Annotated in this window: 25 protein-coding genes, 1 tRNA gene and 1 pseudogene; 20 read left to right on the forward strand and 7 right to left on the reverse strand. The window is 57.2% G+C overall.

What is annotated here, in order from left to right; all coding sequences use genetic code 11:
• Positions 1 to 27: 27 nt before the first annotated feature.
• The 3 genes from ACR0NA_RS10440 (at position 28) to ACR0NA_RS10450 (ending at position 3,562) form a co-directional block, all read left to right on the forward strand.
• Entirely contained in the window at positions 28 to 852 is an 825-nt protein-coding gene (locus ACR0NA_RS10440; RefSeq protein WP_480728649.1) for a hypothetical protein, read from the forward strand.
• Positions 849 to 2,609, forward strand: a complete 1,761-nt coding sequence (locus ACR0NA_RS10445; RefSeq protein WP_480728651.1) for an AAA family ATPase — start codon at positions 849 to 851, stop codon at positions 2,607 to 2,609. Before ACR0NA_RS10440 ends, ACR0NA_RS10445 begins: the two co-directional genes overlap by 4 nt.
• A gap of 452 nt (positions 2,610 to 3,061) precedes the next feature.
• Complete coding sequence (locus tag ACR0NA_RS10450) at positions 3,062 to 3,562, forward strand: hypothetical protein (protein WP_480728653.1); 501 nt, start codon at positions 3,062 to 3,064, stop codon at positions 3,560 to 3,562.
• Between the two features lie 53 nt (positions 3,563 to 3,615).
• Here ACR0NA_RS10450 and ACR0NA_RS10455 read toward each other — a convergent pair whose 3' ends face one another.
• The gene (locus ACR0NA_RS10455; RefSeq protein WP_480728655.1) at positions 3,616 to 3,801 is read right to left on the reverse strand and encodes a hypothetical protein; all 186 of its coding nucleotides are present in this window, start codon (positions 3,799 to 3,801) and stop codon (positions 3,616 to 3,618) included.
• A gap of 834 nt (positions 3,802 to 4,635) precedes the next feature.
• Between ACR0NA_RS10455 and ACR0NA_RS10460 the strand changes: the two genes are divergently transcribed.
• From ACR0NA_RS10460 to tcmP, 3 genes are all read left to right on the forward strand, one after another.
• Positions 4,636 to 5,955, forward strand: a complete 1,320-nt coding sequence (locus tag ACR0NA_RS10460) for a hypothetical protein (protein ID WP_480728657.1) — start codon at positions 4,636 to 4,638, stop codon at positions 5,953 to 5,955.
• A 130-nt stretch (positions 5,956 to 6,085) separates the two neighbouring features.
• Positions 6,086 to 6,844, forward strand: a complete 759-nt coding sequence (locus ACR0NA_RS10465; RefSeq protein ID WP_480728659.1) for a DUF5131 family protein — start codon at positions 6,086 to 6,088, stop codon at positions 6,842 to 6,844.
• Positions 6,845 to 6,848: 4 nt separating this feature from the next.
• On the forward strand, positions 6,849 to 8,018 hold the full coding sequence (gene tcmP / locus ACR0NA_RS10470) for a three-Cys-motif partner protein TcmP (protein WP_480728661.1): 1,170 nt from the start codon (positions 6,849 to 6,851) through the stop codon (positions 8,016 to 8,018).
• A 46-nt stretch (positions 8,019 to 8,064) separates the two neighbouring features.
• Here the strand turns inward: tcmP and ACR0NA_RS10475 are convergent, their stop codons facing one another.
• The gene (locus ACR0NA_RS10475) at positions 8,065 to 10,287 is read right to left on the reverse strand and encodes a hypothetical protein (protein WP_480728663.1); all 2,223 of its coding nucleotides are present in this window, start codon (positions 10,285 to 10,287) and stop codon (positions 8,065 to 8,067) included.
• A gap of 146 nt (positions 10,288 to 10,433) precedes the next feature.
• On the opposite strand from ACR0NA_RS10475, the gene ACR0NA_RS10480 reads away from it, so the two are divergent.
• Positions 10,434 to 10,835: a hypothetical protein gene (locus ACR0NA_RS10480; protein ID WP_480728665.1), complete on the forward strand. Its 402-nt coding sequence runs from the start codon at positions 10,434 to 10,436 to the stop codon at positions 10,833 to 10,835.
• Positions 10,836 to 11,081: 246 nt separating this feature from the next.
• Here ACR0NA_RS10480 and ACR0NA_RS10485 read toward each other — a convergent pair.
• From ACR0NA_RS10485 to ACR0NA_RS10500, 4 genes are all read right to left on the reverse strand, one after another.
• Positions 11,082 to 11,158, reverse strand: a tRNA-Arg gene (locus tag ACR0NA_RS10485).
• 64 nt (positions 11,159 to 11,222) lie between these two features.
• Positions 11,223 to 12,557, reverse strand: a complete 1,335-nt coding sequence (locus ACR0NA_RS10490) for a sensor histidine kinase (RefSeq protein WP_480728708.1) — start codon at positions 12,555 to 12,557, stop codon at positions 11,223 to 11,225.
• Positions 12,558 to 12,623: 66 nt separating this feature from the next.
• Complete coding sequence (locus tag ACR0NA_RS10495) at positions 12,624 to 14,042, reverse strand: dihydrolipoyl dehydrogenase family protein (protein ID WP_480728667.1); 1,419 nt, start codon at positions 14,040 to 14,042, stop codon at positions 12,624 to 12,626.
• A gap of 3 nt (positions 14,043 to 14,045) precedes the next feature.
• Entirely contained in the window at positions 14,046 to 14,777 is a 732-nt protein-coding gene (locus ACR0NA_RS10500; protein ID WP_480728669.1) for a TVP38/TMEM64 family protein, read from the reverse strand.
• A 298-nt stretch (positions 14,778 to 15,075) separates the two neighbouring features.
• Here ACR0NA_RS10500 and rpmH point away from each other — a divergent pair, with 298 nt between their 5' ends.
• The 13 genes from rpmH (at position 15,076) to ACR0NA_RS10565 (ending at position 26,442) form a co-directional block, all read left to right on the forward strand.
• Positions 15,076 to 15,210 (forward strand): 50S ribosomal protein L34, encoded by a 135-nt coding sequence (rpmH, locus tag ACR0NA_RS10505; protein WP_005980833.1) that lies wholly within the window; start codon positions 15,076 to 15,078, stop codon positions 15,208 to 15,210.
• A 28-nt stretch (positions 15,211 to 15,238) separates the two neighbouring features.
• A complete protein-coding gene (gene rnpA, locus ACR0NA_RS10510) occupies positions 15,239 to 15,664 on the forward strand; it encodes a ribonuclease P protein component (RefSeq protein WP_480728671.1) in 426 nt (141 codons plus the stop codon).
• The gene (gene yidD, locus ACR0NA_RS10515; RefSeq protein WP_480728672.1) at positions 15,661 to 15,915 is read left to right on the forward strand and encodes a membrane protein insertion efficiency factor YidD; all 255 of its coding nucleotides are present in this window, start codon (positions 15,661 to 15,663) and stop codon (positions 15,913 to 15,915) included. Before rnpA ends, yidD begins: the two co-directional genes overlap by 4 nt.
• 79 nt (positions 15,916 to 15,994) lie before the next feature.
• Positions 15,995 to 17,614 carry an acyl-CoA dehydrogenase family protein gene (locus ACR0NA_RS10520; protein WP_480728674.1) on the forward strand — a complete coding sequence of 540 codons (1,620 nt, stop codon included), beginning with the start codon at positions 15,995 to 15,997 and terminating at the stop codon, positions 17,612 to 17,614.
• Between the two features lie 55 nt (positions 17,615 to 17,669).
• Positions 17,670 to 18,539 carry a tRNA 2-thiocytidine(32) synthetase TtcA gene (gene ttcA / locus ACR0NA_RS10525; protein WP_480728675.1) on the forward strand — a complete coding sequence of 290 codons (870 nt, stop codon included), beginning with the start codon at positions 17,670 to 17,672 and terminating at the stop codon, positions 18,537 to 18,539.
• Between the two features lie 122 nt (positions 18,540 to 18,661).
• The gene (locus ACR0NA_RS10530) at positions 18,662 to 20,152 is read left to right on the forward strand and encodes a putative bifunctional diguanylate cyclase/phosphodiesterase (protein ID WP_480728679.1); all 1,491 of its coding nucleotides are present in this window, start codon (positions 18,662 to 18,664) and stop codon (positions 20,150 to 20,152) included.
• A 125-nt stretch (positions 20,153 to 20,277) separates the two neighbouring features.
• Complete coding sequence (gene yidC, locus ACR0NA_RS10535; RefSeq protein WP_480728681.1) at positions 20,278 to 22,107, forward strand: membrane protein insertase YidC; 1,830 nt, start codon at positions 20,278 to 20,280, stop codon at positions 22,105 to 22,107.
• A complete protein-coding gene (locus ACR0NA_RS10540; protein ID WP_480728683.1) occupies positions 22,104 to 22,841 on the forward strand; it encodes an MOSC domain-containing protein in 738 nt (245 codons plus the stop codon). The genes yidC and ACR0NA_RS10540 overlap by 4 nt, the downstream gene beginning before the upstream one ends.
• Positions 22,838 to 23,491: a ribosome biogenesis GTP-binding protein YihA/YsxC gene (gene yihA, locus ACR0NA_RS10545; RefSeq protein WP_480728685.1), complete on the forward strand. Its 654-nt coding sequence runs from the start codon at positions 22,838 to 22,840 to the stop codon at positions 23,489 to 23,491. The genes ACR0NA_RS10540 and yihA overlap by 4 nt, the downstream gene beginning before the upstream one ends.
• A gap of 92 nt (positions 23,492 to 23,583) precedes the next feature.
• Complete coding sequence (gene argB, locus ACR0NA_RS10550; protein WP_170657299.1) at positions 23,584 to 24,447, forward strand: acetylglutamate kinase; 864 nt, start codon at positions 23,584 to 23,586, stop codon at positions 24,445 to 24,447.
• A gap of 56 nt (positions 24,448 to 24,503) precedes the next feature.
• Complete coding sequence (locus ACR0NA_RS10555; protein WP_480728687.1) at positions 24,504 to 25,298, forward strand: sterol desaturase family protein; 795 nt, start codon at positions 24,504 to 24,506, stop codon at positions 25,296 to 25,298.
• A complete protein-coding gene (locus ACR0NA_RS10560) occupies positions 25,295 to 25,948 on the forward strand; it encodes a ferredoxin (protein ID WP_480728688.1) in 654 nt (217 codons plus the stop codon). The genes ACR0NA_RS10555 and ACR0NA_RS10560 overlap by 4 nt, the downstream gene beginning before the upstream one ends.
• Positions 25,945 to 26,442 carry a SixA phosphatase family protein gene (locus ACR0NA_RS10565; RefSeq protein ID WP_480728690.1) on the forward strand — a complete coding sequence of 166 codons (498 nt, stop codon included), beginning with the start codon at positions 25,945 to 25,947 and terminating at the stop codon, positions 26,440 to 26,442. The genes ACR0NA_RS10560 and ACR0NA_RS10565 overlap by 4 nt, the downstream gene beginning before the upstream one ends.
• Positions 26,443 to 26,507: 65 nt before the next feature.
• Here the strand turns inward: ACR0NA_RS10565 and ACR0NA_RS10570 are convergent.
• Positions 26,508 to 26,610, reverse strand: a pseudogene (locus ACR0NA_RS10570) (amino acid ABC transporter ATP-binding protein); the annotation flags it as partial.

Genomic DNA, 26,610 nt, shown 5'->3' on the forward strand with positions numbered 1-26,610 from the left:
ACAACGGGGCTGAATAAGGAAAAAATCTTGCAGTCAAAAACTACCAAACGCGCCAGCGGCGGGCAACAATTGCATTCACCGGAAGAAACCTTGGAAGTCCTGTCTTGCGCTAAGAAGCTGGGCCTTTTGAATAGTGGCGAACCCACGCTTGAACAGTTGGCCGCGCAGTTCGCTTTCGGGTCTCTCACCTTTGAAGATGCACTTGCAGCGACACGAGACGCATTGCTGGCAAACGGAGTTGCGCAGCGCGCACTTGATGTAGTCGCCTCGCTTTTCTTGCCCGGTGATGTGATCGAACTTTGTGCCATCGGCACCGACGGCAGCGTTGTTGCCATCTGTGAAAAGCTGGATGGTGCTGACAGCCAAGCGGCTTTGCTCAAGTTCATCGAAGCTCAGTTCGGTCTTCGTAATCTTTATTTGGGTGTCTGCCCGCGCAAAGAACACATGGCCGGGCAACTGCGCAGGGCCAAGGCGCAGGACACAGCTTGCCGCCGCCATTTAGTCGCGGACTTGGATCACAAGGACGCCTCGGACGCGGACCCGGACTGGACGCAAACCGTAGAAGCGCTGAGTGCACTAAATGCCTCTTTGACAGTCCAAAGCGGCAACGGCTTCCAAGTTTGGATGCAGGTTCAAGAGCAACGGGACGAGGCATTGCAAACGTCGTCTGTGGGTCCGCTGGCTGACGCGCTTGCCGCCCTTGGTTCGGACCCCGTTTCGGACCCGGCTCGGATTATGCGGCTGCCCTACACACTCAACATTCCAAACGAGCGCAAACGGCAGAGGGGGGCCGTGCTTCGCCTTGCACTGCCGGTAGAACAACCCGCTAACCAACAGGAACTTGCCGCATGATGCACGCACCGGCACCCACCCCAGAAGAACTCCGAAACAACCTCATAGCAATTGCCGCCCGGCTTGGATTGCCCGGACGCAACCGCGCGTCCACGTCCGCAGGCGCACCGCCCAGCGCAGACGCTGTAGCGGACAAGGTGGCTTTTCTTGAGCCGTTCAAGATGCTGATGGAAGGGCTACCCCACCCTGAGCGCATCAGCCGAGAAGAACAAGTCGCTGTGGCGCACGCTGTGCGCGGAGCAGTTGATGGAACCGGCTTTGAAGCCGAAGGGCGCGCTTTGTTCCTTGATTGGTCTGCGAAGTGGCCGCTGGGCGGGGACGCCTCGCACGATGCACAGCTTTACGACACGATCCGCGAAACACGCACTGGCTGGACGTGGTTGCGTGGATTTACCGTGCGATTGGACCCGGCGCTGGGCGAACGCGTGGCCCATGCCGACGCACAAGCCGTTTTCGGTGCAAGCCCTGTCAACACGGCGGACGTGGACGCTCTTTCGGCGCAAGTCGCCACAGGCAGCGCGATAGCACGGGCCTTGGCAGCGTTTTCGCTGACGCCTGTAAAGGCACCAGTGCCGGGAAAAATCCCGCCCCGTCGTTGGCTTTATGGACGTAACATCATCGCTGGCTTTCCCTCGGTTCTTGTTGCGCCGGGCGGCACTGGCAAAAGCGCCCTCACTGCCGCTGAGACGTTGGCAATGGCGACTGGCAAAACGTTGTTCAGTGGCGACGAACCCAACCGTCCACTGAATGTGTGGAGCCACAACGCAGAAGATCCGCAGGACGAACAGTTGCGCCGTCTGGCGGCGGCACAAGCGCACTACGGTATCACGGACGCAGATATTGGCGGACGGCTGTTCATGACCTCTGGGCGCGACTTGCACCTGTGTTTGGCGCGGATGGGGCGCGACGGACCGGAAGCCGTCCCGGGGGTGGTAGATGCGTTGGTAAATATGATGCTGGGCGCGAAATTAGACGTACTGGTATTGGACCCGCTGGGCGCTATCCACAGTCTGCCAGAGAACGACAACACGGCCATCAACGTCCTAATGGGCGCACTGCGCCAAGTCGCGGACCGCACTGGCGCGGCAATTGTTCTGGTTCACCATGTCGGCAAGGCAGCGGGCGCGGACATGGGCGCGTCGGGCGCGAGTGCAGCGCGGGGGGCATCTGCCATTGTGGACGGTGCACGGGTTGTTCGTCAGTTGGTCCGCATGACAGATAAAGAAGCCCGGCAGTTTGGTATCGCTGACGATGAACGGAATCAATTCGTGCGCGTAGAAAACGGAAAGGCCAACCTCGCGCCTGCCGCGAAAGCGCGCTGGCGGCGTCTGGTGTCGGTCAAGCTGCACAATGGAACGCCAGAATATCCGGCAGGCGACACAGTTGCAGTTGTCGAGGATTGGACACCGCCCGGCCCGACAGTCGGGACACCTAGCGACCTTCATCATGTCCAAGCCGCCATTCAGTCCGCCAAAGCCAAACCTCGCGCGGACAAGCGGTCGCAATCTTGGGTGGGCTACCTGATTGCGGACGCGCTGGGCATGGACGTTGGGGCACCCGGCACCAAAACCGCTGACCGCACGCCGGAACAGGCACGGGCTTTCAGTGCGGTATCAGACATGTTGAACGGTTGGCTTGCGGACGGCGGGTTGCGCACCGTTTTGGAATTCGATCAGCGGGCAAAACGTGAAGTTGAGTGCATTGCAGCGGGTGAACCCGCAGCGGTTCGTGAAGAAACGGAAGGGGTCGGGCAATGACCGCCCGCGCCTTGACTTTGACTGTTCAGAAAGGGTCGTGCGCAGTTGCGCAGTTCAACTGCGCACAACTGCGCAGTCGGGGTGTAAAACTGCAAGACGCGCAGGGGGCGCGCTTTCAAAAGCGCCCCTGCGCAGTAGTTGTTTTACTTAAGGGCGCAACTACTGCGCGCGGAAAAATGACCCCTTCCTGCTTGCCGCCGCAGTTGCCGTGTCGGACTGCGCAAATCTGGCTGAATTAGCGCCTCACCCCGACGTACTGAGAGGAAGGAAACACAAAGGCGTCATTCATTCTGACTGCGCGCACCGCAAACAGTCAGAACGAAAATCCCAGCGATAAGCGTGCGGGTAACGCTGGCCCGCAGGAGCGACAAAACAGAAAGTGCGCGCATAGCGCACCCTCAGACGACGTTCCGGTCTGTGGACGAGGAAATGAGATATGAAAAGGAAATGCTATGTCTCAGACCCCCGCAGTGCCAAGCGCACAAAACAACGAACTGAAACCGCACGTCTTTGCCGGGCGCGTGCCGAACATGGCAAATGTATATGGCCTGAAATACCCCGGCAAAGCCCGCGTGTGCCTGTCAGACATCCGCGAATATCTGATCGCCCACCCAGAACGGCTTGCGGAACTCTTTTGCCTTGAGGACGATTTGCCAAACGGAAAGACGGCAGTTCGGTTCGTTATCGCCTACCGCGCCTTCGACACACGGTTCCCCGACCAATGGCGTCCCACCGCCTACGAACTCACACCCACAGCAAACTTGTTTGAGGACGTCACGTATGGGTGGGCGCAGGCCGAGGGCATAGCGAAACGGGAAAACACCTACTTGCTCAAGCTGCTGCGTGAAGAAGCAGAGCGCCGCCCCGAAGCCGCAAACGCGCTGCGGTCAATTTTGCTGTCCGATGTGTCGGAGTTGCCGACCAAAGCGAAACTGGAATTTATGCCGCTGTAGCGGCCTAGAATACGTCTCCAAGCCAGCGGCGCGCATCCTGCGCCGCTGGCCATTCAACGCACTTGAGTAGCTTCAACTAAGGCCAGCCAACGTCCACAAGCCGCAGTGTCTCCCGGTTGCGCAAGATAATCCTTCAACGTGCGCAGCACCGCCAGTTGCTTCGCTTCGTCCGAAATTGTCGCCATGATCGGTTCCAGCACCCCAACATTTTCACGGTATACACGCGACAGGTCTGCCAACTCGTCGGCACCGGCGGGTTGCGTCCGAGGACGTCCGGGGCGTCCATATCCCTTTCCACGTTGAACGTTGGGCGCTTTTGGTCTGTCCGGCAGTGTGCGTTTTGAAGCACACTTCGTTTGCGCTGCGTCCACAGCCCACGTCCGGGGCGCTGTATCAGGCTTTGAGTCACGTCCGGGCATTTCAACCGGACGTGGCCCCGCGTCTGTGACTCGCCCGGGTAAATCCTGCGTTAACGCATTGTGCCACGCCGTGTCGTTCCGCCGGTCGATTTGTGTTCGCCGGTACCGCCACCGAAGCCAATCCGCGACCGCAGGCGGCAGCACTTCAATATTCAATCCACCTAGCGCGTCGCGAAATGCGCTCTCATGTGCGCCCAAATCTATCGTGCTGCCCGGCAACCACGGGTTTTTCTTCCACTGGTCCCCAAGCCGATTGGCAGCGCGCCGCGCTTCGGCCCGGTTCCATTCTTCGGCGGACACTCTGCCAGTTTCGAACCGACGTTTCTGGCGCTCGCGGTAAGCGCGTGCTGCGTGCGGCCCACAATGGCTAAGACACCGGCCCTGTTTGCTTTCCTTTATTGGCGGGTTGGGACAGGCAGCGCCTGTTCGTATCCGCGCACCGCAGGTCCGTGCATCGGGATCACCTCGTTTGTGAAGCGCGCCTCGTTCGTGAAACAGATGCTCGTGTTCTGGTGAAGTGAATTTCATTACGGATGACTATTGATACCTTGGGGTTCATGGGTTGCGTTATATTATAACTTAATTCACTCATCTCACACGCCTTGTTCTAGTTGAATTGCGTTGCAACATTCGGAAACAACTTATAGCTGAAAGGTGATCTTTGTTGAGGGACGGATAGTGATTGCGAATTTGGAAGAGCTTGCTCTGCGGTGCGGTGATGAAAGTGCCCGAACCAATATCGGTGAAGCGATAAAATGTTATCAAAGCGGCGCGTACCGCGCTGCAATCGTAAACGCGTATGTAGCTGTTTGTTTTGACTTAATCGAAAAGCTGAAAATTCTTGCCGCCAACGGCGATGGCGCTGCCAAAGGTGAAGAAAAAACCTTGCAGAAATTACAAAAGCAGAATGACGAAGGAGACCCCACCGCGATTAAAGGTTTGCTGGAATTTGAACGTGGCCTTCTGGAGCTTTTCAAGAATAAGTTCGACTTCTTTGGTAAGCATGAGTTCGACGAACTGAGCAGGCTCCGAGAGGATCGAAACCGATGCGCCCACCCAACTTTTGCAAAATCGTCTGTCCCCTTTGCACCTTCGGCTGAACTGGCAAGGCTGCACATTAGGAACGCGCTTGTTCACGTACTCTTGCAGTATCCACGGCAAGGAAAGGCGGCTGTTGATAGCTTGGAAAAAGTGGTTCTATCGACCTACTTCCCCAAAAACGTATCTGATGCAGTTAAGAGGCTGCAAGGTTCCGAGTTAAAAAACGCGCGTCCAGCATTGGTCCGTGCATTTTTGGATCGCCTATGTTTCGGCGCAGCAGACAAAACTAGCCCACTATTCATGAAGCGTCCGGGGCAGGTGGCAGTGGAGGCAGCCTTGGAAATGGATCGCACAGAGGGGTTGCCTAGACTGGCCACGAACATCAACAAGCTGCTTAAGAGTACGAATGCTGATGAAGTGTACGTTGGTTGTGTATTGACCCTACGCACACCTGAAGCCGCTGAACTTGTCGATGATGCAGGAAAAACAGTTGTAAAAGAATGGGTAAAATCACCGCCGACCGGCGTTGATAAAGGGAATATGGTGTGTAGAGGCATTTCCATAGACTGGCTGCGTGATAGTGTCTTGAAAGCCCTTCCGGGCCTTGAAGCGTCTGACTTCGGAAAGATATCGTTGGAGCCGATACCAAAAGAGGTCATTTCCCAAGCTGCACAATTGTATTGCTCCGCAAGAAGTTGGACGCAAGCGAACACACTCGCAAGTGATTTCGTTATCGGCTTTGCCTCAAAATTTTCCAATGAAGACCTAGACGATATTATACAAGCCGCTGCCGAAGGAGAGGCCGACTTGCTAGGCAGTCACGGTTTCAGTCAGTTCCTAGACGTTTTATTTGAAGAAAGCGCCAGCAAGAAAGCCAAGACTTGCGACCTGTTAAAGAAACACGGGCTGGATCGCTATTTACCGAAAGATTGATGCTGCAACCACTGATCCAATGAGGCGGCAAAGTGCCCCCCCCTTGCAAAGTTTTGTTTGTTTACGAGGTGAAAAGAGTTCCCTGTTTGTACACGTTCCACTAGAGTTATCCACAAAAGGAATTTGAGGCATGGCACAGAAGTCTGAGATTGAGTGGACTGACGCAACATGGAATCCGGTAACAGGTTGCACCAAGATCGGTCCTGGATGCGACAACTGTTATGCCGAACGATTTGCAGAACGTTGGCGCGGCATTGAAGGACACCCTTACGAGCAAGGCTTTGATTTAAAGCTGTGGCCTGCGCGTCTTGAGCAACCTTCACTTTGGCGAAAGCCTCGCATGATTTTCGTCAATTCAATGAGCGATCTTTTTCACAAGGATGTGCCCAAAGAGTACATTGATCGGGTATTTGACGCGATGGAAGCGGCTAATTGGCACGTGTTTCAAGTGCTAACCAAACGTTCGTCACTGATGCGCAACTACGTCAGGAAACGTTATGGCGGCGGCAAAGTGCCGTCTCACATTTGGCTTGGCGTTTCGGTTGAAGATGCCGCACACGCCAGCCGGATAGAACACCTGAAACAGATCAATTCAGATGCCCGTTTCATTTCTTTTGAACCACTGTTGGGGCCAGTTGGCGAGGTGGATTTAGTGGGGATTGCGTGGGCGATTGTCGGTGGAGAAAGCGGACCCCGTGCCCGCCCAATGAACGGCGAGTGGGCAACGGCAATCCGACATATCTGCGAGCGAGATGGCGTAGCGTTTTTCTTCAAGCAATGGGGCGGCGCACGACCCAAATCAGGTGGCCGACTGCTGGACGGTGAAGAATGGAATGGGTTTCCTTGGCAAATTGTGCCGACAGAAATTATGGCTCAACTAAGCAGGTAATTTAATGGAAGAACTACTGGCCTACGAAGGCCGCGAACAAACATTTATCAAACATCAATTTCTTACAAAGTACCTTCAAAGCGCAGCCTATAAAACCCTGCAACGCAGGTCGCCAATCTTCAACTTTGTCGATGCTTTCGCTGGCCCTTGGCGTGTCGAGGATCGGGACGACTACTCGGATGCGTCGTTTGATCAGGCTCTTAGGACACTAGAGGCGGTTAGGGGAGACCTAGCAGGCAAAGGCTTTAACGGTTTGCGTGTTAGATTTTGTTTTTGCGAAAAGAACCCTGAGCGCGCGGCCCTATTGCGCAACTATGCGCAAAGAAAAACAGCGTTTGATATTCACGTCTTTCAGGGTGCCTTTGAAGATAACTTGGGGCCAATCTCACGTGCACTGCCAGACGGCTTTACGTTTACGTTCATAGACCCGACGGGTTGGGATATACGCCACAGCGACGTGTTTCGTTTCCTGCGGCACCAAGGCGGCGAGTTCATGCTGAATTTCATGTCGGATCATATCAACCGGCATTCAGGGTATGAGGCTGTTGCAAAGTCCTTCGGACGGTTTCTTGCGGACCCCGATTGGGCGGGAGATTTTGCCAAACTTCCGCATGATTGGAGCAATGAACGCAAGATGCTCTACCTGCTGAAAAAGAACATGAAGAACGCGGACATAGCCAAGTACCTCCCTGACTTTTCAATCATGCTACCCCGGCAGGAACGCGTTAAGATGCGTTTGCTTCTTGGCACGTTTTCCCAAGAAGGTCTGAGCTTGTTCCGCGACGTACAGGCAAATGTCGAACAGCAAGAAATGGCTATCAGGCACGATTTGAAGGAAGAAAAAACACAACAGGTCAGTCTCTTTTCAACAGCGGACCATGTTGAGTTTGAAAAAGAGCGAAAGGGTGTGGGTTGCCGTCGCTACAAACAAGAAGCCGAGAAGATGATAGCTGAAGTATTGGAGCGCCGAACGGACGCACGATACAGTAAACTTCGTGCTCATGTCATGGAGCAAATCCCCATCAAAAAATCACAGGTTAACACGCTGGCCTGCGAAATGAAAAAACGCGGACTGGTTTCGTTCGAACTTCCCAAGGGCAAAAGGGTTCCTCAACCCGAAACCCGTATCTCTATCGCTGGAGGCGCTGAACTTATTGAAGAATGGCCCGGATAATACCGGGCGATGCTTTTTGGGTTTTGAATGTTTCAGTCCCGGCAGCCTAGTGTCCGGCGCGCCCTAATTCTCTGGCGGCTCGCTTCTCGTGTCTTTCCAATGCGCTAACAATCCGCAACTCGCGGGCAATTTCGGCCTTCTGTTCGGGGCTTCCGAATGCTGGATTGATCATCCGGGCTTCAAACAACCGTCGTTGCGCCGCCAGAACGTCGAGACGAGCGGCATGCTTTTCAGCAGGGTTCGTCGCCGTAAACATTCTGTCGCTCGCGAGGTTCATTTCCAAAAGGTTTATGCGATCTTCGATCCACATGGACCAAGGTTTAATGTTTCTTAGAGATGCTTCCACCTCGTCCAAGACGCCCATTAGCCATTTTGTGCTGGTTCCTCGCTCGATGCGTTCAAACTCAGGGTGAGACGAACGCTCATTTAGGTCAGCGCGAATATCGGCGCTCCATTGGCGCAGTAGATTGCCCCGCTTGTTTTCATTGTTTGTAGCGTTGATCTGGTCACGCAAGGACAATCGTCCTTCGTACCCAAGACGTTCTGTAGTTGGCGCTGGAAGGTCAAACCCTTGCGCAACTCCATACCCAGTCATAGGTTCAGCGTGCCGGGTGGCGTCAGGAACTTCCGTTGACGCTGTAAGAGGCTGCACGTCAGACGTCCGCAGTTGCCCGGCACTTACCCGCCCTTGAACGGACAGACCTTGCCCGGTAGCCTGCACGCGCCGGGTTGTGTCAGGAATTGCCGGTGGCACACTTGCAGGCTGCACGTCCGCAGTCCCAGCCTGCCCGGCGCGATCAACGTCCAGCGTGTACCCGTGCGGTAAAGACGGAATGTTTCCGTTTTCGTAGGCTACGCCAGTTGTTTCGTGCACCGGCAGGGCTTCGGTGGGTTGGTTCCACCACTCGGAACTCGCGTGCTTGTTCAGTGGCATGAACGGGTTGCGGGAAGAACCGGGACGCATTCGCTCATTCAATTCCCGTGCAAAGGATACGCTTTTGCGCCGCGCGCTTGCTCGCTCAAGCAGTCCCGGGCCGCTATCCGATGAATTGGGGGCTGCATTCCGGCGCGACTGATAAACGGCGGGCGCAACCTCAACCGGCGCAGCCACACCTTCTGCCAGTGCTTCGGTGATAATTTCCTTGGCGGACAATTCTTGGCCGGTGGCGGCACGGGCTGTAGCTTCGCCCCCTGCGCCCGTAGCGGCTTGCACGGTGACGTTCTTGACGGCCTCTTTCGTCGGACCCTTGAATAGCTGCGTAACTGCTGCGCCTTGTCCCGCCATTTCGGCGAGGGCGATGATTACACCGCGTCCAAGACCGCGCCGGGACGCCGCTGCCATCAGTTCAGGGTCGCGGATCAGGGCCGCCGCTTCCTCGGGCGTCCGTGGCGAAACACCCTGATCCTGAAAGAACTCATTCACGCCAGAGCCGAATTCCTGCACGGCAGAACCGCCACCAAGAACTGCTGCACCTACCGCCGGGCTGCGCGTTAAAAGCGTAGTTGCCGCTGCCGTGCCCATTTGCGGCAGGCTTTCGGCTGCGGTTTCTCCAAGGAAGGCAAGGGCCGTGCCGGGGTTTGCCGCATAGGCTTTCAGCACGTCCAGCGTCGTGTCTGGCGCTGCAGCCAAGACCTGCTTGAACTGTTCTGCGGACGCGGACCCCGGAAGGGCCGCAGCCTGATCGTTCAGACTTTGCGCAGCCAGCGCGTTGCCGACGGCGCGATGCGCAACAGCCGGTTCGTTGCCCACGGCTGCTGCGGCGTCGCGGGCGCGAATGTCATATGCCTGCCGAAAGGTGTTTGCGAACTGCGCAGGGTAGCCGAGTTTTGAAATAGCGGTGGACGCCAGTTCGGGTGTGGAAATGTCCAATCCTTCGGGCACGTTCGGCAAGCGGGTCGTTTCAAGAAACGCGTGCCGGATCAGGTCTGGTTCGGAAAGCGCTGCGTCAGCAAGAACAGTCGCGCCTTTTTGCGCGGCAAACGCGGGCAGGGCCGACTTTGTGCGCAACGCCCCCCGTTTGAGCGCCCGGCCCAACGCCGTGCCTTCCGGGTTTGAGAAAGACGGGTCACTGTCCAGCGTGAAGCCATCGGGCAGCCCGGGCATCGTTGTCGGGTCGAATGCGGCAGAAGCGCTTGGTGCCGCGTTGGTTGGCTTTTGACCGGCATTGAATTCGGGTGTCGCATCCAGCGTAAACCCTTCCGGCAGGGGCGGGAGCGCCGACGGTGGATTGTTTGGTGCACCGAGTACAAGAGCGGGGAAATTTGCCAACAGATAGTTCCTTCGTGCCTGTGGCGAACTGCGCCGCCGTTGGCCCAATTTTATTTCCGGCGACTTCACCCGACAACGATTGTCTATTGGTTTCCTTGAAAGATTTTGGGTGTAGTGTGCCAACATAAAACAACTTTGAGGAAAGCATGTTTAAGGAAATTGGTTGCTATCTCACCGGGTTTGTATTGGTCGTTTTCTGCTTCGTCGGTGGGAACATAATATCCACAGTTATGTGGGGCGCTACTGCGGACTATGCAGGTTGGTTTGGCCCGCTGCGCGCTGTTATTGCTACGTTAGCAATGATCATCTTCTATTTTTCTGTCGCCCCACAAATGCGCTTTATGCAACATCGCCATGTCGCTTTGCCGCCCATACTCGCAGGGGTGGGAGGGTTGTGTCTCATTGGTGCCATCGTTGGTCTGTCTTACGTTCAAGGCTCACAAGCAGAGGCAATCTCACTCGAAATGATTTCAAGCCTTGTCCCGTTTGTTGGTTGGGCTGGGTTTGGTTTTTGGCTGATGGCGCAGCCTGCACAGAGCCAAACTTAAAGCCGTAAGGAATGCTGCGGCCCTTATCTCGTCTGACACCTTAGTCAAAAAGCCCAGAAACCCTGCGCGTGATATGCGTGGGGTATAAACTACAACGCGCCGCGCCCGGGTTAGGCCGGGGGGTGGGGTGCGACATTCAGACTCAACGGGGAGCGGACAGATAATCCGGCAAGCATTTAGATTTTAGTGGCAGATCAGGGGCAGAAAAACACTGAGTGAATTTTATCCAATGTTTTCAGTACCAAGTGGCGGACCGAGGAGGATTCGAACCCCCGACCCCTTGATTCGTAGTCAAGTACTCTATCCAGCTGAGCTATCGGTCCGCGTTGGTGAGGCGCTGTTTAGACTCAGCGTCAGTGGGGCGCAAGCCGATTCTTCAAATTTCTCTCAAAAAGTCATGTCACCCTGCGGGAGCCTTATTTCAAAGGTCGTTCCCTCGGGTCCGGTGTTCTTGAGAACCAGTTCCCCGCCGTGGCCGCGCACCAGTTCCGAGGAAATTGCCAGCCCCAGACCCGAGCCGCCCTTGCGCACGCCGCCCTGAAACGGAGTGAACAGATTCTCTTGCGCTTTGGGGGGCAGGCCGGGCCCGGTGTCACGCACCTCGATGCACCAGTCTGTCCCGTGCTCACATGCAGCAACGGTGATCTGGCCCGGCTTGCCCGCCGCCACCAGGGCCTGTCGGGCGTTTCGGACGAGGTTCATGATGATCCGGAACATCTGCTCGGGATCGGCCCGGATGATCAAGTCCTCTGGCACTTCGTTATCAATCGTCACACAGCCATCGGCCAGTGCCAGCCTCTCGCTTGCTGCGACATCTTCTGCAATAGGCCGCAACGGTACCATCGACAGGGTAGGTGCCGGTTCCTCGGCGCGACCAAATGCCAGCGTGCTTTCGCAGAGTGAGACCGCGCGGGTGATGGAGTTCACAAGTTTGGGCGCCATGCGGCGCACTAACGGGTCTTCGCTGGCTTCGATCCGGTCGGTGAAAAGCTGCGCGGATGTCAGGATGTTGCGCAGATCATGACTGACCTTGGCGACTGCGCCGCCAAGCTGAGCCAGCCGCTCGCGTTGTTTTAGGGCATGGGTGATCTGGGTCTGCAACATCTGCAGGGCTTCCTCGGCCTCGCGCAGCTCGGTCACTCCTGCCTGCGGCTGGATGATGCCGCGGACATCCTCAGGTGCACGCGCATAACGTTGCATGTACCCGACCACGCCCTTGATCGGCCGAACCAAAAAGGCCCGGACCGCAAGAAACAGGAAAAAGGCAGTGATGATCGAGATGACAAGCGACAAAAGCAAAATTCTCAGCCCGTAATCGATCATTGCCATTCGCAATGGATCGGTATCCATCGTCACTTCGATCAGCAGACCAGCGTCCCGCACGGGTTCACCGATTACGCGAATGATCTCATTCTCGGGCTTGAAGAACCGGTTGAGTGCGTCGCGGATCAGCACCCATGCACTGGCCATTCTCAGATCGTAGGTTTGTGTAATTTGATCCGGAATGGGCGAGGACAACATCAATTGGCGCACCTCGTCACGGCGCAGCACGACGTTGTAGACCCCGGCATTTTCCAGCAATTCAGCCTCAAGCTCTTCGGCGAGCATGTCGTCGGCCAGCAGCGCAAGAGACGCGATTTGCGCCCGTTCCAGACGGTTCAACAGGAAATCTTCGCGGAATCGCGCAATCGACGGGACAAAGATCAGAACTTCGGCCAACATCACGAAGACCGTTGTCAGGATCAGAAATCGTCCCGAAAGCGAGTTCAATTTACGCTCCTTTTCTGGTCAGGGAATCCAGCGCTGAACGAACCTGACCACTCGTTTAACCGTCTGATTCTCAAACAGCCTTGGCGAGAAATAAGCACCCGCCACGCGTTTGTTAAGCTCTCCGATCGTCGGGTAGGGCGAGACCATCGCCGCGATCTGGCCCATCTTCAGGTTATTGGCCAGCGCCAGCGACCACAAGTTGATCAATTCACCCGCCTGATGCCCCACGATTGTGGCACCCACCGGGCGCCCCTTGACCACCATGACCTTGATGAAGCCGGTGGTTTTACGCTCGGCCACGGCGCGATCATTGTGGTGATAGTCGAAACGGGCAACCTCAAGCTTGTCACCGTATTGCCCCTGTGCCTGATCTTCGCTCAATCCGACCTGCGCCAGTTCGGGGTCGGTATATGTAGCCCAGGGAATATGCGCCGTCTTTGCCTTTGCCGGCAGCCCGAACAGAGCAGAGCGAATTATCACCCCGGCCTGATACCCCGCGACATGCGTGAATTGCAGACCACCTGCGACGTCACCAATGGCATAGATTTTGCGGTTCGAAGTGCGCAGCGCCTCATCCGTTTTGATCCCGGTTTTTGTTCTGTCGATACCGGCCGCTTCCAGATTCAGGCGTTCGATATTTGCCTTTCGGCCTGCTGCCAGCAAAAGATGCGTACCTGCAAAGATGTCTCCGTTTTGAGTCACAACCTCGATTGCACCGGCCTCACCGCGAATCTGCGCCACCATCGACTGCTCGTGAATATCGACGCCTTCCTCGCGCAGAGCAGACAGGACGACAGAGGCAGCTTCGGGGTCATCCTTGCCCAGAGCTCGCAGCCCCTCGATAACCGTCACTTTGCATCCCAGACGAATGTGGGCCTGAGCCATCTCCATCCCGATCGGCCCGCCGCCGATGATCAGAAGATGTTCAGGCTTTTCACGCAGGCCAAAAATGGTCTCGTTTGTGAAATAGGGGACCTTGTCCAGACCGGGGATCGGCGGGACCAGCGGCGAGGAACCGGTGGCGATCACGATGCGGCGCGCCGATATTGTGTGATCTCCGGCCTGTACCTCGGTCGGAGACAGGAACGAGCCGTATTCGCGGACCACCCGAACACCGAATCCTTCAAACCTTTCCGGGCTGTCCATTGGAGCGATTTGCGCGATCACATCCTGCACATGATCCTTGGTCGCAGCATAATCGACTTTTGGCTCCGCATCCGCGATTCCGTATCTGGCTGAATGACTTTGCGCATATGCAGCCTTGCCGCTTGCGATCAGTGCCTTGGACGGAACGCAGCCAAAATTCAGGCAATCGCCACCCATTTTATGGCCTTCCAGCAGGGTCACATTCGCACCCATCTGGCTTGCACCTGCAGCCACTGACAGCCCACCGGACCCGGCCCCGATCACCAGGATGTCGGTTTTAATCTTTTTCATGGGTCAGGTTTCCTTCCGGCCGCGCAAGGTCTTGATAAGGATAGGCAGGGCGGCCAGCGCACACAGCCCCAGGATCGGCCCGATGATAAACGGTTCCCACAAAAGCGAAACATCTGGTGTCTCACCGCGATCGAAAACACCGCCAAGCCCGACGCCGATCCAAGTATAGACGATGCCTCCGGGGATGATGCCCAGCGCAGTCGTCAGCAGGAAATTGCGGAACTTCACGCCAACCAGCGCCGGAACCAGATTGGCGACAAAGAAGGGCACCACCGGAACAAGCCTCAGCAGGAACAGGACGGAGATTTCGTTCTCTCTTAGTCCATCCTTAAGCTTCTTTACCGTGCCTTCGGATGCTTCCAACCTTGCAGTCAAAGCCTCGCCCAGCCCCCAGCGCGCCGCCAGAAATATGGCAGACGCCCCGACCGTTGCGGCAAAGACGTTGAACACGGTGCCTGCGAATAATCCAAACAGAAACCCGCCGGTCATGGACGCAACCGCTGCCCCCGGCAACGAGAACGCGACGATCACGATATATACGGCAATGAAGGCGGCGGCCATCGACCAATAATTAGCGTCACGCCATGCCAGAAGCGCCTCGCGATTATCGCGCAGGGTTTCGAATGTCAGATAATCGCCAAGCGTAAAGAAGCCGATCAGGGCGGCAGCAAAAATTGCCAACAGCGGTACGTGACGGGCCAGCCTGCGGCGGGGCATGTGAGTCGTATTGCTCATCTGATCATTCGGCTTTTGTCGATTCATTCTGTTCACCAACATGCGCCCATGCTGCAGCAAGCAACAGATACTTCACGTCGCCTTGAAGTGTCCGGTCAAAAATGTGAGTGTTTGCAGCCACAAAACACGGTTTTGAAACCTTTGCCGGGCAAGCAGGTGGTTTTTGTTGCAAAAGACACCGAAAAGCGGGCTCAGAGGGTTTGACTTACTGCGCGCTTGCCAGTAGAGGACGGGCTTCGAACACCACGGGCAGGCGAATCCGCGCCGAACCCGACCGCAAGAGATTGGAGACGGAGCGATGAAACGCACCTATCAGCCTTCGAACCTGGTTCGCAAACGCCGCCACGGTTTCCGCGCGCGCATGGCCACCAAGGCTGGCCGCAAGATTCTGAACGCACGTCGCGCACGCGGCCGCAAGTCGCTGAGCGCGTAAGCCGCCACCGACTGACGTTCTGACGAAAATGACGCCGCCGGAGGCCCCTGTGGATGGTACTGACCAACCCGGGGATACGCCCCCGGCGGCGTCCATTTGCGCGCCCGAAACTCTGACCGTTCTAAAAAACCGGTCCGATTTCCTGAAGGCCGCGCGAGCACGTCGGCAGGGGACGGCCTCGATGATGGTGCAGGCCCGCAGGCGCGCGCCCGACGAGGCATCTGGCATTCGGGTTGGGTTCACCTGTTCAAAGAAGGTGGGCAATGCGGTGGCGCGCAATCGCGCCAAACGCAGGCTGCGTGAGGCTGCCCGTGCAGTCCTGCCGGTTCTGGGGCATGACGACTGGGATTACGTATTGATCGGAAAAGCCGAAGCAACCGCATCCCGACCCTATGACCAATTGCTGGACGATCTGCGATATGCGCTGCGCAAATTGCACGACAAGCGAAAATGACCCTGCTGGCACATATCCTAGCTGTTCCCGTGCGGGCCTACCGGTTACTTTTCAGCCCGTGGGTTGGATTTAATTGCCGATACCAGCCGACCTGTTCGGCCTATGCGCTGGAGGCGCTGGAAAAGCACGGCGCGTTCAAAGGGTCCTGGCTTGCGGCCAGACGCATCGGTCGCTGCCATCCTTGGGGCGGCGACGGTTATGACCCGGTACCGGGGCCAGACAACACCGACGATCTCCAAGACCGGCACTGATGCGGCGCGTGACGGACCGTCAAACTTGACCAGCGCGGCGGCCCTCTGAGAACCTGAGGCAACAATTCCCGAGGTCTCAATGAAATCAGCCGCCCGTCACAGCCTGCCAACCCATGACGTTCACAACCAGCCGCCGGAGCGAGGCAACGGTAACCTCTGGGCGTCGGACCCCGTTCTTCGAGAGAGCGTCGCGCGTACTGGGGGGCGTATCGAACCTCTGGCAAGCTACGGTCAGACACTGGGCCAGACAGAATTGCGCGAGGCTGGTCGGGACGCCAACCGGCACCCGCCGGAACTCCGGCTGTTTGACGCTGGGGGCCGCCGTCTGGATGAGGTGCGGTTTCACCCGTCGTATCACAAGGTCATGCAGACCAGCCAATCTGCCGGATATGCCTCTGTCGCATGGGACGGTCAGCCGGGCGGGCACGTGACCCATGCCGCCATGGTTTACATGGCCAGTCAGGTCGAGCCCGGACATTGCTGCCCGCTGACGATGACATACGCGTCAGTACCCGCTCTTGCCGCCAGCGATAAGGTTTCTGCGATCTGGCGACCCAAACTTACCGCACGATCTTATGACCCAGCGGTCAGACCTATAGCCGACAAATCCAGCGCCACGCTGGGCATGGCGATGACGGAAAAGCAGGGCGGCTCGGATGTGCGGGCCAACACGACCGTGGCTGCACGGGACGGTGAGCACTGGCGGCTGAAAGGGCATAAATGGTTCTGCTCGGCCCCGATGTCCGACGGGTTTCTGACACTGGCGCAGGCACCCGGCGGGTTGACCTGTTTTCTTTTGCCCCGCTGGCTGGACGGTGAACGCAACGCCATTCATCTCATGCGGCTGAAAGACAAGCTTGGGAACAAATCGAACGCCTCGTCCGAGGTTGAGTTCCACGACGCACTGGCCTTCCAGCTGGGCGATGAAGGAGCGGGCGTGCGCACCATCATCGAAATGGTGCATCATACTCGTCTCGATACAGCGATGGCCCCCGCCGGCCTGATGCGCGCCGCACTGGTCGAGGCGCATCACTGGGTCAGCCACCGCAGCGCCTTTCAACGGCGTTTGATCGATCAGCCGCTGATGCGCTCGGTCCTGGCCGACCTGGCGCTGGACTGGGAAGGTGCGTTGACTCTGGGGCTGCGTATCGCGCAGGCGTTTGACGCAAATACAGCTGAGGAAAATGCCTTTGCACGTATCGGCGTCGCGCTGGCCAAGTTCCTCGCAAACAAGCGATGTCCCGTTGTCACCGTCGAAGCGATGGAGGTGCTAGGCGGCATGGGTTACGTCGAGGATACGCCGATGCCCCTGCTTTATCGCGAGGCCCCGCTTAACGGTATCTGGGAGGGGTCGGGAAACGTGATCTGTCTGGACATACTGCGCAGCCTTGCACGCGAGCCTTTGGCCGCAGATGTGTTGCGTGCAGAACTGGCTGCCGGATTGGGCGTCGACCACCGGTTCGACGAGGCGCTGAAGGCACATCAGGCGCGCTGGCCCACCCTGCCGCCTGAAGCCGAAGCGCGGTGGTTTGCCGAACGCACGGCCCTGTTGTTGACAGGTTCGCTGCTGCTGCGCCATGCGCCCGGTGCGATAGCCGACGGCTTTATTGCAACCCGCATCGCGGGCGATAGCGGGCGGGTGCCCGGCGCAGTCTCTGGTCTGGACTCGCAGGCAATTCTTGCCCGGCTGGTGGCCTAGAAACCCCCGGCGCGGCACACTTGCCCGTTAAAGGCAACTCCTGTAGAGGCGGGCCATGTTCGACGAAGCCGACGATATCCATCCGCTCTTTGCAGGCGCGCCCTCGACAACCGAGTTCAAGAAGCTGCGCAAACGCATCGTGCGTCAGACCCGCGAAGCGATTGACCAGTATGGCATGGTTGAACGCGGTGCCAGATGGCTTGTTTGCCTGTCCGGCGGCAAGGACAGTTATACTTTGCTGGCGGTCCTACACGAGTTGCAGTGGCGTGGCCTACTGCCGGTCGAACTGCTGGCCTGTAATCTGGATCAGGGTCAGCCGGGGTTTCCCGCGACGGTTTTGCCCGAGTTTCTGAAGCGAATGAGTGTGCCGCACCGGATTGAATATCAGGATACTTATTCGGTCGTTATGGATAAGGTTCCGCAGGGGCGCACTTATTGCGCCCTGTGTTCACGGCTGCGCCGCGGCAACCTGTATCGGATCGCCCGAGAAGAAGGCTGTTCGGCAGTGGTTCTGGGACATCACCGCGACGACATCCTTGAGACGTTTTTTATGAACCTTTTCCACGGTGGCCGTCTGGCGACCATGCCGCCCAAACTGGTGAATGAAGAAGGCGACCTGTTCGTCTATCGCCCGCTGGCCCATGTTGCCGAGGCCGATTGCGAGAAATTCGCCACCTCGATGAACTACCCCATCATTCCCTGCGACTTATGCGGCAGTCAGGATGGTCTGCAGCGGCAACAGGTCAAACAGATTTTGGATCAGTGGGAAAAGAACTCTCCGGGCCGCCGCCAGGTCATGTTCCGCGCATTGACCAATGCTCGTCCGTCGCACCTGCTGGATGAGAAACTGTTCGACTTTCAGGGCCTGGCACTCAGTCCCGAAAAAATAAGCGAAAATTCGGACGAAATTCCCCGGTTGCGTTAACGACCGACTCATATTGGTTTCCTAAGGTTGACCAGTGCGTGCGATGCGCTGGCTGAGGGCCGTAGAAACCGATGTGGAAAAACTCACCGATTACCCAGATCAAGGCCCGAATTCTTTCACTTATGACCGGTCCACAAATTCTGGCATTTGTTCCCGCCTTAGCTCTGGCTTCGTTCTGGCTGGGTGGCGAACCCGTTCTTGTGATTGTTTCGCTGGGGCTGCCTTTGCTGTTTGCAGGTTCGGGCGCATTCAGAGACTGGGGCAGGCAACCACCCTCGCGGCCGGTTTCCCCGAATGGCCTTGTGCAAGCCGACGCATTTTGTTCCGCCATAGACAGCCTCAGGAAAGAGGCTGCCGGAGCAGGGGAAAGTTCCGCCTGTTTCCTTCTGGAGCTCGAAGACCTTCGAAAGATCGAAGGTCGACACGGTTTGGCGGCCGCGGACCTTGTGGCCGAACAGTGTGGTCAAAGACTTTTGTCAGTTCTGCGCAATCAGGATTTGGTCACCCGGCTTGACCGAAACAGGATCGCAATTTGCCCTGCAGCGTCGCCGAAGTTTGATCTGGAGGCTTGTATCCAACTGGCAGGCCGCATGCAAAGCGCTGTGGAAGAACCCACAAATCTGAATGGCCTGAAACTCCATGCCTCGTGTTCGGTTGGATTTTGCCTGAGCAGTGATGCCCCCGATCACACGGGAAAGGAGTGGCTGGAGGCAGCGAGACTGGCGCTGTCGGAGGCCCGCAGTCACGGACCTTCTACAATCCGGGCCTTTTCGAAGGAAACGCGCCGCCGCACTATTGTTCAGGGTGACTTGTGTAACGAAATTCAGATCGCTCTTGCCGCCGGGCAGATCCGGCCATGGTTTCAGCCGCAGGTGTCGACAGATACTGGCAAAATTACGGGTTTCGAGGCATTGGCGCGTTGGGAACACCCGACAAAAGGCGTATTGGGCCCGCAGACGTTTCTGCCGCTCATTGAGCAGGCGGGTTTGATGGGGCAACTCGGGCAGACGATGCGCCATCAGGTTTATTCGGCGCTGATATCATGGGATCAGACTGGTTTGTGCATACCTCAGGTTGGTGTGAATTTCTCAGCGGACGAATTGCGTGATCCGGGGCTGGTCGAACGTTTACAATGGGAGCTTGACCGGTTCGACTTGACGCCGGACCGACTGGCTGTCGAAATCCTTGAGACTGTGTTCTCCAATGGGCCTGACGACGTTATCTCGCGCATTGTGACAGGGCTTGCTAAAATCGGCTGCTATATCGATCTGGATGATTTTGGCACAGGACACGCTTCGATCGCATCCCTCAAGCGTTTTGATGTGTCGCGGATCAAGATCGATCGGTCCTTTGTCACCAAAGCGGATCAGGACCCCACGCAGCAACAGTTGATCAGCGCCATATTGACGATGGCCGAACAGCTGAAGCTTGAAACACTGGCGGAAGGAGTCGAAACGCCGGGCGAACACGCGTTGATGGGTCAGCTTGGGTGTCGGCACGTTCAGGGCTTTGGAATCGGCAAACCGATGCCGTTCGACCAGACAAGTGGCTGGATCGTGGCATATCAGGCAAAACTGGCCAAAACCCCTGAAATTGGGCGCAAAATGGGCTGACACATTCAAAGAAGAAACAACTGAACGCTCAGTCCGTACATTTTGGGGGCGATTCTGCTTGACCTTTGGGCCTGCACTCTGTTGAACCCACCGGTGTCTTTCAATGCTCAAGGTGGCTGTCCCAGATGGACGATCAGAACAAGAATCTCATCCTTGCAACCGTGCTCAGCTTTCTCGTGATCCTTGTTTGGTTCGTGCTGTTCCCACCGCCGGAGCAAACGACGACCCCTGAAGATAGCGTGATCAGCGCCTCGGAAGGCAACGAGGTTCAGACACCCAGTGCCACCGGCACAGACACGTTGGGCGAGGCATCCTCGGTCACGGCCGAGACGGAACCGGACGCGCAAGCGCCGCGCGTCCAGATCGACACCCCCCGCCTGACTGGCAGTCTGTCTCTGTCTGGCGGTCGGATCGATGAACTGTCGCTGAAAGACTACAAGGTCTCCTTAGCCGAGGATTCCCCGATTGTAGAGCTTCTTTCGCCGGTTGGTTCAGAATCCGCCTATTATGCCCTTTACGGCTGGGCCCCCGGAGCGGGTGTAACCGGATCGGAAGTACCCGGACCGAACACATTGTGGTCTGTGGAACAGGGCGAGACATTGGGCGTAGACAGCCCCGTGACGCTGAGCTGGGACAATGGCAAGGGTCAGCTGTTCCGCCGCACCATCTCGGTCGACGAAGATTACATGTTCACCGTCACACAGTCGGTCGAAAACACGTCTCAGGCCGAGGTTGGCATGGCCCCGTACGGCATTCTGGCCCGCCACGGCATTGGCGAAGATGCTGATCTGCCCGAGCTGAAGAACTTCTTCATTCTGCATGAGGGCGTGATCGGCATGGCTGACGGGACACTGACCGAAATCGATTATGGCGATGTGCGCGATTTCGACATTGATCCGAATGAACGGGCTCAGGCCGAAGTATTCCAGGTCAAGGAAAACGGTTGGATCGGGTTTACCGACCACTACTGGATGACCACGCTGATCCCGGAATCCGGTTCGGCATTTAAGGCGGCTGCGAAATTCGACGACCGCCGCAAGATTTATCAGACCGAAACCGTTCTGCCGACACTGACGGTAGCGCCGGGTGAGACGGCCGAGGTTACGACCCGTCTGTTTGCCGGTGCCAAGGAATGGGAAGCCATTCGCGAATATCAGGCAGACGGAGTGCAGAAATTCATCGACAGCATCGACTGGGGCTGGTTCTTTTTCCTGACCAAGCCGATCTTCTGGCTGCTGCACAACCTGAACCAGCTGATTGGCAACATGGGCTGGTCGATCATCGGCCTGACCCTGATCATCAAGGCGATCCTGTTCCCGCTGGCGTTCAAATCCTATGTCTCGATGGCCAAGATGAAGGAGTTGCAGCCGCAGATGGAGGCCCTGAAAGAGGCCGCGGGTGACGACCGCCAGAAGATGCAGCAGGGCATGATGGAGCTGTATAAAAAGGAAAAGGTGAACCCGGCCGCAGGCTGTTTGCCGATCTTGATGCAGATCCCGATCTTCTTCTCGCTGTATAAGGTGATCTTTGTCACGATCGAACTGCGTCAGGCGCCTTGGTTCGGGCCGTTCCAGGACCTCAGCGCACCGGACCCGACTTCGATCATGAACCTGTTTGGTTTGCTGCCATGGGCCGGACCACAACCGGACTCGCTGATGGCGCTGATCTTCATTGGTATCCTGCCGCTGCTGCTGGGGATTTCGATGTGGCTGCAGCAAAAGCTGAATCCGGCACCAACTGATGCAACCCAGGCGATGATCTTTGCCTGGATGCCGTGGGTGTTCATGTTCATGCTGGGCGGTTTCGCCAGCGGGCTGGTTGTCTACTGGATCGCGAACAACACCATCACGTTCACACAGCAGTATCTGATCATGCGTAGCCAGGGCTATACTCCGGACGTGTTCGGTAATATCAAGTCCGGCTTCAAGCGAACGCCCAAGACGGACGACAAATGAGCGGCACGGTCACCAGCCTCTGGCGGCACCCCATCAAAAGCCATGGCCGCGAGGCTCTGGAGGAGGTGATTGTGAACCCCGGGCAAACCATGCCCGGGGATCGCGTTTGGGCCGTGGCGCATGAGATGTCGCGGGCAGACGGAACCGAGTGGGCGAACTGCGGAAATTTCAGCCGGGTTTCCAAAGCTCCGGAACTGATGGCGGTGACCGCGCAGCTGAACGGCGGGCAAGTCACGCTGAGCCATCCAAAACGTCCCGACCTGACCTTTGATCCGGACAGGGATGTTCAGGTTTTTCTGGACTGGGTCGACCCGTTGATGCCCGCTGACAGGTCCGCATCGGCCCGGATCATTCGCGTGCCCGGGCGCGGTATGACAGACAGCGATTTTCCGTCGATTACGCTTTGCAACATGGCTTCGCACCGCGCGGTCGAGCAGAAACTGGGCCGTGATCTTTCCATTCACAGATGGCGGGGAAACATCTGGTTTGATGGTCTGCCGGTCTGGGAAGAGTTCGACTGGCTGGGCGGCGATGTGCAGATCGGCGAGGCGGTTTTTCATGTCCGCGAGCGGACGGATCGCTGTGCCGCAACTACTGCTAACCCTAATACCGGCGTGCGGGATGCTGATACGCTGGGCGCTCTGGGCACCTGGGGGCATCAGGATTTCACGGTTCGCGCCGAGGTTAAACAAGGCGGTGCAATCCGCGTTGGCGACAAGGTTACACCGCTATGACGTCATTGCCGTTTTCACTTGCTGAGGACCCTGACCAGATAGCGCTTGAAGCGGGGCGCAAGCTGTTTGCCGGGGAATCCGAATTCGTCAAAGGTGTGGTTGCGATGTCCGGTCTGCCCGCTCCTGATCGGCTGGAGGTCTGTTTTGCCGGACGATCCAATGTCGGCAAGTCCAGCCTGATCAATGCCCTGACCGGCACAAAGGGGTTGGCGCGGGCGTCGAACACGCCGGGCCGGACGCAAGAGATCAACTTTTTCACCCAAGGTCCCGAGCTGTATCTGGTGGACCTGCCGGGCTATGGCTATGCCAATGCGCCGGTCAAAGTGGTTGAGAAGTGGCAAAAACTGCTCAAGCAGTATCTCAGCGGACGCCAGACCCTGCGACGCGCTTTTGTCCTGATTGATGCGCGGCACGGGGTGAAACCCGTCGATGATGAGATCATGAAGCTTCTCGACAGCAGCGCCGTGACTTTTCAGTGTGTTTTGACCAAGGCTGATAAGGTCAAGGCGAAGGACCGGGAAATGGTCTTGGAGCAGGTGCGCGCTGCGTTGTCAAAACACCCGGCGGCCTTTCCGGAAATCGTGCTTACCTCTTCCGAAAAAGGCGACGGTATTCCCACTCTGCGTTCGATTATCGCGCATCTGGAATAGCCGGGCGTTAGCCGCCTAACCACGAAAGCGCTGTTCGCACTTGGCAGCCCCGCTCAAAGGTCCTAACACCGTTGGTCAAAGGGACCCAAGCTATGAAGACACGAGACATGAACCGGGATTGGATCGCCACCGCCGCCACCTTGAACAGCGCGCTGCCCTATCTTCAGCGATATGATGGGGCCATTGTGGTCATCAAGCTGGGCGGGCATGCCATGGGCAGCGATGAAGCGATGGAGAGCTTTGCCCGCGATGTGGTGCTGATGCGCCATGTAGGCGTGAATCCGGTGATCGTCCATGGCGGCGGCCCAATGATCAACGCGATGCTGGACAAGCTGGATATCCAGTCAGAGTTTGTGAACGGCAAGCGTGTGACCGATCAGGCGACCGTTGAAGTGGTCGAGATGGTTTTGTCCGGTCTGGTCAACAAGCGGATCGTGCAGGCCATCAACGCGCAGGGCGGCGTCGCAGTCGGACTGTCCGGCAAGGACGCAAACCTGATGACCTGCGACCAGACTGATCCTTCGCTGGGCTTTGTCGGAACACCGTCCGAAATGAACCCCAAACTGCTGAACGATCTGTTCGCGCATGACGTGATTCCGGTGATCGCTCCGCTGGGAACAGGTCGGGACGGTGAGACGTTCAACGTCAACGGCGACACAGCCGCCGGTGCAATCGCGGCCGCACTCAAGGCTGATCGCCTGCTGCTGCTGACGGACGTTTCCGGCGTCAAGAACGCTGCCGGTGAAGTCGTGACCGAACTGAAGGCCGGTCAGATCAGGGAAATGACCCGCGAGGGGACAATTGCAGGCGGCATGATCCCCAAGACCGAAACGGCACTGGATGCCTTGCACAGCGGTGTCAGAGCCGTGGTCATACTGGACGGTCGGGTTCCAAACGCCGTGCTGCTGGAACTGTATACCGAACATGGCGCGGGCTCGCTTATTCGTCCGGACTGACAGCAATCCGGCGCGCTGGGCTTGCGCTGCGACTTTACATAGTCAATCGTGAATGCATGGAGCAGGAAGCATTCATCCGCCTGGGAATTTTCCTGGGGCTTTTCGTTGCGTTTGCCATAGGCGAAGCGCTTGTTCCTCGCCGTGCCCGAAGGGTCGCGCGCTGGAACCGTTGGCTGACAAATCTGTCAATTACCCTTTTGAACACCCTGCTTTTGCGTGTCATGGCTATTGGGCTGCCCCTTTTGGCCGTCGGAGCGGCATTGGACGCCTCCCGGAACGGATGGGGGCTGTTCAACATTTTGGGCTGGCCGATCTGGATCGAGATTCTGTTGTCGGTCCTGATACTCGATTTCGCGATCTGGGCGCAGCATCTGATCACTCACAAGGTGCCGCTTCTTTGGCGGTTGCATCGAGTTCATCACGCGGACCGGGATATGGACGTGACAACAGCTGTCCGGTTCCATCCGGTCGAAATCGCGCTGTCGATGTTTTTGAAGATCGGGCTGGTTTATGCGATGGGGCCAGCCGCACTGGCTGTCGTCATCTTTGAAATTCTTCTCAATGGAACAGCTTTGTTCAATCATTCGAACATCAAAATCCCGCTGGCCCTCGACACGGTGTTACGTAGAGTTCTGGTGACGCCGGATATGCATCGGGTTCATCATTCAGTGCTGAGAAAGGAACATGACAGCAACTATGGCTTTGCATTGTCCATCTGGGACCGGATGATGGGCACATATGTAGCGCAGCCCGGTGAAGGGCACGACAAGATGACAGTGGGGTTAGAATGGCAGGACGACCGTCCAACGCGGCTGGGGTGGAGCCTCGCGCTGCCTTTTCAGCGCAAGTGACCTATGAGACCGTCGAAATGGCCGCGCGGGAATCCGGTCTGATCGTCATGGGAGCCCTGCATCCCGATCAGAGTCGTGCCAGCCAATTGAAGGGCGGTACGCTGATTTTACTGGGTGCAGGGGCAGGGTTCTGGTCAGTGCTCAATGCTTCACCTGAGTGGCTGGACGGGTCGCCGGATCCGGTCGACAGGTGGTCTTTACGTGTCATCGGCCAGATGTCTGAATCTCTGGATGCCCGGGCCTATTTCCCTTTCGGGGGCCCGCCTTATACGCCGTTTATTGACTGGGCATTGAAGTCGGGTCGGGCTTTCCAAAGTCCTGTCGGCGCGATGGTTCATGACACAGTGGGAATGCTGATTTCCTATCGTGGTGCGCTGCATTTTGAGCAGGAAATGAAAATTCCCGATGCACATGGCACTTCGCCTTGTATCAACTGCGAGGCGCCTTGCAGCACGGCCTGCCCTGTCGGCGCTTTAAGTGCCGATACATTTTACGATCTGGACGCCTGCCACAGCTTTCTGGACACGCCCGCAGGACAATCCTGCATGAGCGACGGCTGCGCCGCACGACTGGCATGCCCGGTCAGCGCTGGTGCCGCTCGTAACTCCGAACAATCGGCCCATCATATGAAGGCATTTCATCCAATATGACCCGTATCCTTGTTCTGACCCGACACGCAAAATCCAGCTGGGACAATCCCATGCTGGACGACCATGACCGACCGCTGAACAAGCGAGGGAGGGTATCTGCCAAAGCCGTCGGGACATGGCTGGCGGAAAACGGCTGGACCCCGGACGAGGTCCTAAGTTCCACATCGTTGCGTACCTACGAAACATGGCGACAGATGGAACTGGATACATCAGAGGTCACATTCACCCGCGATCTGTATCATCCTGATCCGGGACAGATTTTGCGCACTGTGACCACCGCAAAAGGCAGTGTGGTTTTGGTTTTGTCCCATAATCCCGGTATCGCCGATTTTGCAGGTCGGATCGTGCGAAAGCCACCAGATCACATGCGATTTTTTGACTACCCGACATGCGCCACAACAATCATTCAGTTCGATATTGAAGGATGGTCCGATGTGGCATGGAAAACCGGCGAAGTGCTGGATTTCGTTATCCCGCGTGAGTTGCTGAAATAAGAAAAGGCGGGGATAACCCCGCCTTTTCCTGAATATTCGAAAGCCGGAGCTCGCCCCGTCGCTGTTCAATGCCCCAAGATCTGGCTGAGGAACAGCTTGGTGCGCTCTGACTGTGGGTTGTTGAAGAACTCTTCGGGTTCGTTCTGTTCCACGATCTGACCGGCATCC

It is taken from the genome of Ruegeria sp. C11 (genome assembly GCF_056537725.1).